This window comes from Sphingobacterium alkalisoli (assembly GCF_005049105.1).
Taxonomy (GTDB): Bacteria; Bacteroidota; Bacteroidia; order Sphingobacteriales; family Sphingobacteriaceae; genus Sphingobacterium; species Sphingobacterium alkalisoli.
Map to the genome: position 1 here is coordinate 185,631 of NZ_SUKA01000001.1, position 12,596 is coordinate 198,226.

At 42.8% G+C, this 12,596-nt stretch carries 9 protein-coding genes; 7 read left to right on the forward strand and 2 right to left on the reverse strand.

From position 1 onward, the window contains the following. Positions 1-14: 14 nt before the first annotated feature. From FAZ19_RS00815 to FAZ19_RS00840, 6 genes are all read left to right on the forward strand, one after another. Positions 15-788, forward strand: coding sequence for a glycoside hydrolase family 16 protein (locus FAZ19_RS00815; RefSeq protein WP_229707333.1), 774 nt, complete (start codon positions 15-17; stop codon positions 786-788). A gap of 8 nt (positions 789-796) precedes the next feature. Next, on the forward strand, positions 797-1,558 hold the full coding sequence (locus tag FAZ19_RS00820) for a 6-phosphogluconolactonase (RefSeq protein WP_136818705.1): 762 nt from the start codon (positions 797-799) through the stop codon (positions 1,556-1,558). A gap of 32 nt (positions 1,559-1,590) precedes the next feature. Then, complete coding sequence (gene nagA, locus FAZ19_RS00825) at positions 1,591-2,778, forward strand: N-acetylglucosamine-6-phosphate deacetylase (protein ID WP_136818706.1); 1,188 nt, start codon at positions 1,591-1,593, stop codon at positions 2,776-2,778. Positions 2,779-2,849: 71 nt separating this feature from the next. After that, positions 2,850-4,394 carry a beta-N-acetylhexosaminidase gene (locus FAZ19_RS00830; protein ID WP_136818707.1) on the forward strand — a complete coding sequence of 515 codons (1,545 nt, stop codon included), beginning with the start codon at positions 2,850-2,852 and terminating at the stop codon, positions 4,392-4,394. Positions 4,395-4,401: 7 nt separating this feature from the next. Next, positions 4,402-6,957: a family 20 glycosylhydrolase gene (locus FAZ19_RS00835; protein WP_136818708.1), complete on the forward strand. Its 2,556-nt coding sequence runs from the start codon at positions 4,402-4,404 to the stop codon at positions 6,955-6,957. 13 nt (positions 6,958-6,970) lie between these two features. Further along, positions 6,971-8,287, forward strand: a complete 1,317-nt coding sequence (locus FAZ19_RS00840) for a sugar MFS transporter (RefSeq protein ID WP_188876072.1) — start codon at positions 6,971-6,973, stop codon at positions 8,285-8,287. A 15-nt stretch (positions 8,288-8,302) separates the two neighbouring features. Here FAZ19_RS00840 and FAZ19_RS00845 read toward each other — a convergent pair whose 3' ends face one another. Both FAZ19_RS00845 and FAZ19_RS00850 read right to left on the reverse strand, forming a co-directional pair. Then, positions 8,303-8,725, reverse strand: a complete 423-nt coding sequence (locus tag FAZ19_RS00845; RefSeq protein WP_136818710.1) for a DUF2721 domain-containing protein — start codon at positions 8,723-8,725, stop codon at positions 8,303-8,305. A gap of 237 nt (positions 8,726-8,962) precedes the next feature. Continuing rightward, positions 8,963-9,946: a GntR family transcriptional regulator gene (locus FAZ19_RS00850; RefSeq protein WP_136818711.1), complete on the reverse strand. Its 984-nt coding sequence runs from the start codon at positions 9,944-9,946 to the stop codon at positions 8,963-8,965. A gap of 352 nt (positions 9,947-10,298) precedes the next feature. Here FAZ19_RS00850 and FAZ19_RS00855 point away from each other — a divergent pair, with 352 nt between their 5' ends. Next, on the forward strand, positions 10,299-12,593 hold the full coding sequence (locus tag FAZ19_RS00855) for an FAD-dependent oxidoreductase (RefSeq protein WP_136818712.1): 2,295 nt from the start codon (positions 10,299-10,301) through the stop codon (positions 12,591-12,593). Positions 12,594-12,596: the final 3 nt, after the last annotated feature.

Genomic DNA, 12,596 nt, shown 5'->3' on the forward strand with positions numbered 1-12,596 from the left:
AAAACACTTCTGATATGGTAAGAAAGTTTGATTTCAATCCGATCGGCCGTGCGTTGCTGTGTATGGGCCTCATGCTGGCTACCATGTCGTGTTCGAAAAGTGCTGTCAACGAAACAGGTCAGGATACGATAAATACAGATAGGACACTGTCTTTTTCAGGGATGGATTGGATAGTGCGTACCTCAGGTACTGCAAAACAGGGACCCGGGCCAAATCTATTTTCAGACGCCCCCGAAAATGTGTGGGTAGACGAACAGGGTCGTCTGCACTTAAAAATTGTGCAGAAGGGTGGATTCTGGTATTGCGCAGGGGTTATTTTGCGCCGAAGTATGGGTTACGGCCAGTATGTGTTTTATATTTCGAGCGACGTTAGTAAGCTGGATCAAAACGTAGTAGCTGGATTATTCACGTATAAAAATGATCATGAAGAGATTGATATCGAGTTTTCCCGATGGTCGGTAGCAGACAATAAGGATTCGCAGTTTGCGGTGCAGCCATCGGATCGGGCCGGCAATAAGGTACGTTATGACCTCAACCTATTGGGAACCCAGTCGACACATGCTTTCGACTGGCAACCAGATAGAATCGACTTCATCAGTTTACAGGGGCATGGTTTAAGTCCTAAACCTGAAAATCTGATACAGGAGTGGACCTATACGGGAGACGATATTCCTCCCAAAAACGAGGAAAGGTTACGCATGAACTTATGGCTGTTTCGTGGTGCAGCACCGTCAGATCTGAAAGAGCAGGAAATCATCATCGAAAAAGTAGAGTTTATTAAAAAATAAATAGGAAAATGTCAGAATATTTTAAAAATGTCCATGTTTTTCTGTCGGCACAACAAGCAGGTTATGCGGCAGGACAGGCTATTGAAGAACAGATTGTACAATTACAGAAAGAGAAGCAGCATATTCGAATGATATTTGCGGCAGCTCCCTCGCAAGATTACATGTTGGAATACCTTTCGCAGTCCAAAAATATTCAATGGGCTAACATCATCGCTTTTAATATGGATGAATATGTTGGCCTGGCAGAAAATTCTCCCCAGTTGTTTTCCCAATATCTGGAAAAGAACCTTTTTTCTAAAGTAAATGTTCGGGAAAAACATACCATATCGACTAAAGGAGACGTGCACAACGAGATAAGACGTTTTTCGGAGATGATTGAAAACGGACCTATTGATATCGTATGTCTCGGCATCGGAGAAAATGGTCATCTCGCATTCAATGATCCGCCGGTGGCTGATTTTAATGATCCCGATACCGTCAAATTGGTGGATCTGGATGTTGTATGCCGGCAACAACAGGTAAATGACAAGTGTTTTTCTACACTAGATGAGGTACCGTCGACAGCGTTAACTTTAACGATACCGACTTTGTTACGTGGCGAAGCATTATTTTGCGTCGTTATAGGTGCGCATAAAAAGGAGGCTGTTAGACATGCCTTGCTTAGCCCTGTTGATGCTTCTTGGCCGGCAACGATCCTGCGCGAACATCCCAATTGCCAGTATTTCTTCGATAAAGAAGCCTATAGCGAAGTCGCAGTAATGAAGGTTTGATTTTGTAGCCAATTTTCACTAGGTTTAGTAGGATGAGCAACTTGTTGATATATAATGGAAGACTGATCGGTACTGCAGGTATTTTAGCAGAAGCCTATCTCTATGCCAGAGATGGGGTGATATACGACATAGGTGTGGGTAAACCGGCGCATATAGACGAAGATGCTGTGCTGATTGATGCCGAAGGCTTGTATATTTCTCCTGGTTTTATTGATATGCATGTTCATGGCGGTGGTGGACACGATTTTATGGACGGCACGGTTGAAGCCTTTCTGGGTGTTGCAGAGACCCATGTTAGGTACGGTACAACAGCCCTGAGTCCTACCACGTTGACCAGTACCACAGAGACCTTGTTTCAGACATTGGACGCATACAAAGCAGCTAAAGAAATTAATACCAAGGGCGCACAATTTGTCGGCGTTCATCTCGAAGGCCCATACTTTGCGCTGAGTCAAAAGGGCGCACAAGATCCTAAATACATTCGTCACCCAGATCCTGAAGAATACGAGAAGATATTGGCGTACTCGGATGATATTGTACGGTGGAGTGCCGCCCCGGAGTTACCCGGAGCCATAGCGTTCGGTAGGTACGTGAAATCCAAGGGTAAGGTATTAGCTCTAGCGCATACCGATGCAGTATATGAAGAAGTACAAGTGGGGTTTGATAATGGTTATACCTTGGCCACACATTTTTATTCGGCCATGTCGGGCATAACTAGACGAAATGCCTATCGATATGCCGGCGCCGTGGAAGCGGGGTATTTGATCGACGAAATGGATGTTGAGATCATCGCTGACGGCATTCATGTTCCATCCCCATTGCTCCGACTGGTTTTCAAAATCAAAGGCGCCAACAGGATAGCATTGGTCACAGACGCCATGCGTGCTGCGGGCATGCCTGAAGGAGAAAGTATACTTGGTGCAAAACAAGAAGGCACAAAAGTCATTGTAGAAGATGGCGTAGCCAAGTTGTTGGATAGGTCTGCTTTTGCGGGGAGTGTCGCTACTGCTGATCGCTTGGTGCGAACCATGATGCGGGAAGGGCATGTGTCGCTCTTCGATTCGGTCAAGATGATGACATCGACTCCAGCCCGCATCATGGGACTAGATAGTAAAGGCTATTTAGCAATCGGAATGGATGCCGATATCGTCTTATTTGATGATGATATCCGTGTTGCAGTGACCATAATTGCGGGTGAAGTAAGGTATCAAGCCCATTAAAAGGTTATTGATGTGACGTAATGTAAACTCAACATTTTGTCTAATGCGAAATCTGGGTTAAAATTAATATTATGAAAAATTATATAAGTCTACTCGTTGGAATTTGGTTTTTGTTTACAGCGACCGCTCTTGCCCAGCGAGATGTGGATCGAGATTTTAAGGTGAAAGGGTTTCATTTGGATCTCCGGATCCAGGTCATGAAGTTACCCGCATTAAAGGCTTTTGCAAAAAAGCTGAAAGACAATGGGTTGAATACATTGGTCATGGAGTGGGAGGCTACTTATCCATTCAAAGATCATCCGCTGATTCCCAATAGATATGCCTATACACGAGAGGAGGTCGTCGATTTTATTTCGTATTGTGATTCTCTAGGACTCGACGTGATTCCTTTACAGCAGAGCTTCGGTCATGTGGAGTACATTCTTCGGCATTATCGATACAAGGATCTACGGGAAGATCAAAAAGATTATTCCCAGGTGAATCCGCTTCGTGAAGAATTAAACAAGGAACTGTTTACAAGTCTTTACAAAGATCTGATCGGCACACACACCTCAGATTATATCCATATTGGGGGAGATGAAACCTACTTATTAGGACATTCTGCCGAATCAAAGAAAAAAGTTGAAGCCGTGGGCAAGGGCCGATTATATGGCGATTACATTAAACTGTTGTGCGATATTGTCGTGAGTTTAGGAAAACGGCCTGTACTTTGGGCGGATATTGCGTTAAAATACCCAGACGCGTTGGAGGGTCTGCCCAAGGAAACTGTTTTTGTAGATTGGAATTATGGCTGGGATATCAATATGTTTGGCAAGCATGATAACCTATTGAATAGTGGTTTCGAAATATGGGGATCACCGGCCATCCGAAGCCATCCCGATAATTACTTCTTAACACAGTGGGAAAAGCATTTTAATAATATACGGGATTTCATCCCTCTGGCCCGAGAATTTGGTTATCAGGGCATGGTCATGACCTCATGGTCTACATCGGGACTGTATTCTCCCGTATGGGAATCGACGCGCGATATTGTCGACCTGTATACAATCCGTCGTGTATATCCCATTTCTGGATTCAATATCTTAATAGCGGCTTATTTTCAGAGCGTTAATAATAGTTCAGCATTAGATGTGAATGATTTTGTCACATCATATGCTAAGGCGCAATATGGTTTTGGCGATAAACAAGCCACACGATTCCGGGAAGCTCTGCACGCTATTCCCTACGAAATCAATCAGGGAAAAATCAGTAAAGAACCCCTCGAAATCACCGCTTTTCGGGATAGTGCACAACTGGTTTCACAAATTTTCCATGAACTAAAACCGCGTAAGAATGTGGAAGAATTTGAACATTACCGTTTGATGGCCGATATTCGCCTACAATACTTGAGTTATATGTCTATCGAATTGCGGGCAAATTCACCGGATTTTCAACAAAGGGATGTTCCTGCACTATTGGCAGAACTGCAGGCTATAGATACGACAACACTAGACCGACGATTTGCCGAATTAAACAAGTATTTGCTACATGATGCTGAAATAGCACAAGAAAACGAGCTACGAAACAGTAAAATCAAAATACTCTACGAGCGATTGGCCCGAGATACTACACATTAAGATATATATGATGATAAAAGCGATATGTTCAAGCCTCTGTGCGTTGCTATTATTTGCGTTGCAAGTAAATGGCGCATCACAACAAGATACATTGCGAATCGATGTGAGCTGGTTACCCATCGAAAACAACTATGCAGGTAAAGAGCAGGCCCTGTCTGTACTGACCTTTAAAAATAATGGGGAGATAGCCTTGCCTAAAACCGGTTGGCGGTTGTATTTTAACTTTATACGGATCGCGACACCCAAAAACGAGCAAAATTTGCTTGATATTAATCATGTGAATGGAGATTTATTCTATTTTAGCCCCTCCAGAGACTTTGAAGGACTAAAACCAGGCGAGGAAATTAGCTATGAGTTGATTTCTCATTCGTGGTTAGTCAACCGCTCGGATGCCCCTCAGGGATTTTATGTCGTCTGGGATGACAAGCGGATTCAGCCTCTGGCAGCAGTGGACATTCGTGCTCCTCAAGATGAAAAGAAATTTTATCGGGTAGCAAACGACAACGAAGAGACATCGGCGTCCTTATTCGACCAAAATCAATCGATTCATGCTAAAATCAAGGTGATCCCTCAAAAAATCTTTCCGACGCCACAGGTTTACGAAGAGAAAGTCGGTCATTTTGAACTCAATCATGCCACAAAAATAGTTGCCGATGTCGTGTTTTCGAATGAAGTGGAACTACTGAAGGAAGATCTTTCTGCGTTAATGGGAGTTCAGTTCGGAAGTGGATCCGGAACTGGAAATACGATACAGCTTAAAGTCGATGCAGCACTGTCTGAGGAAGCTTACCGTATGGAAATAGACCATGATGGGGTGCGGATTTTTGCAGGTCAAGCAGCAGGAGCCTTCTACGCCATTCAATCGTTGAAGACGCTTATCGATCCCCACTATTTTGCTTCTTCACAAAATAAATCCATTTCGTTGCCCGCCATCAACGTTGCAGACGAGCCACGCTTTGGTAAACGGGCACTCATGCTGGATGTAGCCCGAAATTTCCAATCCAAGGAGCAGGTGCTTAAAGTTTTGAACCTGATGGGATTATATAAGCTTAATACCTTGCATTTTCATTTGAATGATGACGAAGGTTGGCGACTGGAAATTCCAAGTTTTCCGGAGCTTACAGCGATCGGAAGTCAGCGGGGACATATTTTTGGCGAAGATCAGACCAGTCTCCCACCATCATACGGATCAGGACCATTTGCTGGGAAGAACTCAGGTTCGGGCTATTACACCGAAGCAGACTTTATAGAGATCTTGCAATATGCTACAGCACGACATATTCGCGTTATTCCCGAGATTGAAACGCCGGGCCATGCCCGTGCAGCAATTAAAGCGATGGAAGCCAGATACCAGCGATTAATGAAAGAAGGTAAGGAAGATGAAGCCAAAAAGTATCTATTACGAGATTTTGACGATCAGTCTGTGTACCGTTCTGTCCAAAAATGGAATGATAATGTCATGGATGTTTCTATGCCCTCAGTATACGATTTTCTGGAGGTCGTAGTAGATGACGTTATTGCGTTATACCAACAAGCAGGCGCCCCATTGGAGATCATTCATTTCGGTGGCGACGAGGTACCCAATGGTGTTTGGGAGCAATCACCAGCATTTGCTAAACTAAAGGCTACCGATGAGCAAATTGAGCATACAGATCAGTTATGGGATTACTATTTTGATAAAGTAGATAAGCTTTTGAAAGCACGAAACCTCACCTTGTTCGGTTGGGAAGAAGTGGGTATGCACAAGGTTTTGGATGGAAATGGAAAAAAAAGGTGGATTCCCAATGAACAGTTCAAAGACCGAAATATTCATCTCAATGTATGGAATAATCTATCTGGAAATGAAGACTTAGCCTATCGATTGGCGAACTCGGGATACAAGGTAATGCTTTCTTTCGTTAGCAACTTTTATCTTGATATGGCCTATTACAAAAGCTTTAACGAGCCCGGGTTTTATTGGGGAGGTTTTATAGACCTAGATAAACCATTTAGTTTTATTCCATTTGATTATTTAAAAAACCAACAACGAGATTGGCTAGGGCGCCAGCTACGCCCCGAAGTATTGCAAAATGCGGAAAAGCTAACCGAAGCAGGTCGAAAAAATATCATTGGAATTCAAGGCTTACTTTGGGCAGAGACCGTTAAAAATCCGGAACAGATGGAGTATCTGATTTTACCCCGTTTTTTTGCCCTGGTCGAAAAAGCTTGGGCGCAAGCCCCAAATTGGGAAACCGAGACAGATCAAGTTCTTTTCAACGAACAATATGCAGGGGATTTAGCTACTTTTTACCACACCTTAGGTCATCGTGAACTGAAGCGTATGGATTATTATGCCGGAGGCTTCAATTATCGTATTCCAAGACCAGGCATCAAATCAGCGAGCGGAAAGTTGTATGTGAATACACAACTGCCGGGTTTTACCGTTCGATATACGGTAGATGGTACGGAGCCCACGATCGACAGCCCCATTGTTACCCAGCCGATTGAGTTTAACGACAACGCGCGCTTTAAATCATTTAATGACTTGGGCAGAGGATCTGCGGTATCGAACACAAACAATTAACAACCGATAAATTATGGCACAAGATAAGACAGTAACTGTAGCTTCCCTGAGTAAAAGAGATACGATAATTTCCATTGCAATTATCGGGGGATTGTTCTTTATTTTTGGTTTTGTAACGTGGGTCAATGCGATTCTAATCCCCTATTTTAAGATCGCTTGCGAACTTAATCATTTTGAGTCTTATCTTGTTGCCTTCGCTTTTTATATTGCCTATCTCGTCATGTCTTTGCCGGCTGGATATCTATTAAAAAAGATAGGCTTTAAAAAAGGGATGATGATTGGCTTTCTGATTATGGCCGTAGGTGCCGGGTTGTTTGTTCCTGCAGGATTTTCAAGGGCCTATCCGTTGTTTCTGACAGGTCTTTTTACCTTAGGTGTCGGATTGTCTATTCTGCAGACTGCCGCTAATCCATATATCACGATCTTGGGTGACAAAGAGCGTGCGGCACAACGCTTTAGTATTATGGGGATTTGCAATAAGCTGGCGGGTATTATTGCACCATTATTGTTTGCTGCGGTTATTTTGCGTTCGACCGATAATGCGTTATTTGAACAGATCAGTCTGATGGAGGGAGCTGAGAAGGAGCTGGCACTGGATGCGCTTATTGCGCGTGTCATCATGCCTTATGCCGTAGTGGCAGGGGTATTGTTACTGCTCGGCCTCTTAGTGCGCTATTCACCGTTGCCTGAGATTGATACAGAAACCGAAGATGAGCAGATGGCGACATCTAATGCGGATAAGAAAAGTATTCTTGATTTTCCCCATTTAGTATTTGGGGCTATTGCGATTTTCTTTCATGTCGGCTCGCAGGTAATCGCAGTGGACAGCATCATCAATTATGTGGCCGCGACAGGCGTTCCTTTTCTGGAGGCTAAAGTTTTTCCCTCATACACATTAACCGCGACAATTGTTGGCTATTTATTGGGGATCGCGTTTATTCCTAAAATTATGAGCCAATTAACTGCATTAAGAATATGTACCATTTCTGGTCTACTGTTAAGCGTAATGATTATATTGGTGGAAGGTAATGTGGCGTTTTTGGGACATTCTACAGATATTTCGGTTTGGTTTATCGTGTTGTTGGGCTTTGCTAATTCCATGATCTGGGCAGGCGTATGGCCTTTAGCTTTAGACAATCTCGGGCGTTTTATCAAAATCGGCGCTTCGTTATTGATCATGGGCTTGTGTGGAAACGCGATAATGCCTTTGATATATGGTTATTTGGCCGATACACATGGGCTAAAAGAAGCGTACTGGGTGTTGGTACCTTGCTATATGTATCTCATATTCTATGCCTATTATGGCTTTAAGTTGAAACGCTGGTCATGATTTTAGCGCGGGTATTTACTCTTCATTTTTATTGGTCGATTTCTTGCGATGATCATCCATATCACTCAGCTCAAGTTCCAACGCTTTGTTGCTCAGCTGAATTTCAATAAAGGAAATGACTAAAGACACCGTAAAAAACAATAAGCTTGATGCAAAAGAAATTTCTGCAATCAATGTGTTATCTAGGTATATGCCGTACATACATGTGATACAAGCTATAAAACTTAAGACCCCCATGCCCTGCATATGCCGTAGTAGATTAAGTCGATAACGAAGATTCCCAATCTGACCTTTTAGTACCCCACCTTTATTGTGTTCAAGATATTTAGCATGCAGGCTTCTAACCAAAGCTGCCAAGGCCAAAAATCGATTTGTGTATGCTAGCATAATTAAACTGATAGCAGGAAAGAGCAAAGCCGCCGTATTGTACGTTATCATGAGCTAAATGGATATATTTTATGCTGTAAAGTAATAAAGCAATTCTCAAAGATATTAAGCGCAGTTTTAAAATCCATATAATATTTTTTTTATGCCTAGCGGTTGGCCCGCTTTCTTCTATAATTCATCTGCTAAAAGTTTAAATTTCGTGCCTACAACATTACGTACCACAATATTCTTTGTCTTGGACATGTGTTTTCTGATTTACTGAATCAAGATATAGAGCAAACGAAATGATCATAATGAATTTCTCAGAATCACTTTGGTAGGACATCGTAAAAAAACTGCATTTTTATTCATAATCGCTTTTGCAGCCTCCGCGCCCATTTTGCTGAAATCAGTACTGATTACGGTAATACCATCTTCAATTATTTCTTTAACAGCTGTATCGTTGTAGGATATTAGACCTACTTCCTGTCCCAGCTTCCAACTCTTTTTACGAACGTTTTTTACTATATCGACATCATCTTGGTCATATCGGCTAAACGTGATATATACGTCCCCTTTTTCCATTTCCTTCTCCTGCACAAGATGAACAATCTTTTGTTTTTTTCCGTGTTCATTAGCAAACGACTTAAAGCCATCTATCAGATCGCCTGCATGAAAGGCTTCCAAAGGAGCTACCAAGACCAACCGTTTGTACTTTTCTAGCTGCGGTAATAACTCAGTCAATGAGTTGATAATATCCTGCTCGTGGTCTTGATAGATAGAGGTATACTCCCCTTCTAGTCCTTTTTCTAAATGGTCGATAATCACGCGCTTGCTTGCCGGGATTTTATTTAAAATATGATTGGGATTTTCCTTAAAATAGGTCACCACGACAAAATGCGTATAACTTCCAAGATTCTCTTCGATAAGTTTTTCAAACACCTTAAAATTGTGATGATGAAAATACACATCAACTTCCGCATGTTCTTTTATCGTTTCAATGAAAGATTGATATACACGATCACGAAGAATGTTCATCTTATCCAAAACGAGGCACACTCGATAAGGGAGATGTTGTTTTAGACGTTTTAAATAGTAGCCTTTGCGGTATTCAGATTCAATAATCCCTTTTTCTAGCAAATAATTTAAGCCTTTCAGTGCTGTTTCTTTACTTATTTTAAGTCGGTCTGTGAGCTGATTGAGAGAAGGAAGTCTATCGTTTATTTCAAGTTTGTTCTCTTCAGCGAGGGTCATTATAAAGTCGACCAATTGCATGTATTTTAAACGGTTCATTTTTTTAGCATTAAAACAGCACTCTATCGTTGATCAGTGAATCACAAATCTATAAGTTTCTTTTATTGAAAGCAAGTAAACATATCAGACCAGACTAGATTTCTGCTATTATTATTGAGAAATAATTTGGTTTTAAAAAAATGTTAAGTATAATTGCATTGATTATAGACCACACCAAACCAGATCAATTTGATTTGTATGCTCTGGGTTTGTCTGTGCCACTGTCTTAGAAATAGTCAGATTGTATTGCTGGGATGTAAAATTGGAGAATTAGTTGCGATAGCTCGGCGAAAGATGGCGTAGTCGTATCGTTCGGTTCGGGAGAAAAGGAGAGAAAGTAAAAGATTAAATAATGATAAAGAAAGAATACGAAGCAAGCCGGGCATTGAAGGTCTCAGAATACCATACTGAACTTGCCATTATTGGCGGGGGGCTGTCAGGTGTATGTACCGCTATAACGGCAGCGCGTATGGGAGTAAAGGTCGCATTGGTGCAGGATAGACCTGTGCTTGGAGGGAACTCGTCTAGTGAGGTGCGTCTGTGGATATTGGGTGCCACGTCCCATTTAGGCAATAATAACAGATGGAGCAGAGAGGGGGGCGTCATCGACGAGATACTGGTCGAAAATACGTATAGAAACAAAGAAGGTAACCCACTGATCTTCGATTCAGTGCTACTGGATAAGGTAATGGCAGAACCAAATATCACGCTATTGCTTAACACGGCGGTGTATGAAGTTCAGATGAGAGAAGAATATACTATCAGTTCGGTGAGAGGGTTCTGTAGCCAGAATTCAACCGAATACATCATTCATGCGCCCTTGTTCTGCGATGCTTCGGGGGACGGTATTGTCGGTTTCCTTTCGGGTGCCGCTTTCAGAATGGGAGCGGAAAAGAAAGAAGAGTTCGGAGAAAGGTTTGCACCCAGCGAGGAATACGGAGAGTTATTGGGGCACAGCATGTACTTCTATACAAAAGATACCGGGCGTCCGGTAAAATACCGCGCGCCAGCGTTTGCGATGGACATTACTAGAGAAGTTCCACGTTTCAGGAGTTTCAATGCGAAGGAATTTGGATGTCAGCTTTGGTGGCTCGAACATGGTGGACGGATGGATACCGTGCATGATACCGAGCAGATCAAATGGGATTTATGGAAAGTTATTTATGGCGCCTGGGATTATATAAAGAACTCCGGTAACTTTCCCGATGCTGAAAGCCTCACGTTGGAATGGGTAGGAACAATTCCCGGGAAGCGAGAAAGTCGACGGTTTGAGGGAGACTACATGTTGCATCAGCAAGACATCGTGGAGCAGCGGATACATGACGATGCCGTGGCATATGGAGGATGGTCTATCGACCTACATCCGGCCGATGGCGTTTTTAGTGAGAAGCCCGGTTGTAATCAATGGCATGCTAAAGGAGTGTATCAGATCCCGTATCGTTGCCTTTACAGCAAGAATATCAAAAATCTATTCCTTGGTGGCCGGCTTATTAGTGCTACACATGTGGCTTTTGCGTCCACTCGTGTCATGGCCACAGCGGCCCATATCGGCCAAGCTATCGGCATGGCAGCGTATATTGCGAAGGAAAAAGGAAAGAAAGTAGAAGACTATCTAACACCGCGCGATATACTTTCCGAAGGTTTTTTGCCCGCTCTGCAACAAGAGCTGCTGAAGAGCGGGCAGCATATTCCAGGTTTGGTTGTGCGCGATGATACCGATCTGGTACAGGAAGCAAAGCTTACCGTTTCAAGTAGTTTGACACTAGGCAGTTTAGAAGCTGATTTCGCTTTACCAATAGATATCGCCGTGGCACAAATGGTACCGTTAGAGGGAGGAGATGTGCCCACGATAACTATTGAGGTCGATGCCTTGAAAGATACCGTGTTGAAAATGGAGTTGCGGGTCAGCAGTAAGGTAGGTAACTATACGCCAGACATTACTCTGGAGACTAAGACCATTGATATACAAAGAGGTAGGAGAAAAATCAAAATATCGTTTACGGCGACAGTATCCGACCGTTGTTACGTTTTTATCATTTTCCATAAGAATACTGATTTAGGGTTATACAGATCAAATCAGCGTGTTACAGGGATACTCTCTGCATTCAATTCGGTTAATAAAGCAGTATCCAACTTCGGAAAGCAGACTCCTCCAGCAGATATAGGCATGGACGAGTTTGAGTTTTGGTGTCCCCAACGACGGCCTCACGGACAGAATGTGGCTATGCAGATCGACCCTCCGTTGCAGGTGTTTGCTAAAGAGGCTATAAAGTCGGGTGTATATCGGCCGACAACTTTGCCAAACGCATGGGTTGCCGATTTTAAAGATCCGGCTCCCCAGGTAAAGCTAAGCTGGGAAGAACCACAGGAAATCCGTCGTATAGATTTGTTCTTTGATACCGATTACGATCATCCCATGGAAAGTGTATTGATGGGCCATCCGGAAGATGTAATGCTTTTTTGTGTTAGGAACTATAAAATATTGGATGACATTGGTCAAGTAGTAGTGATAAAAGAAGGTAATTATCAAAGTAATAATCGAATAGAATTTCAGGAACCTGTCGTGACGGCGTCACTCGTCATCCAGATGGAACATCCGTCTGTTCAGGTTCCGGCCTCTTTGTTTTCCATTCGGTGTTATAGCTAAATA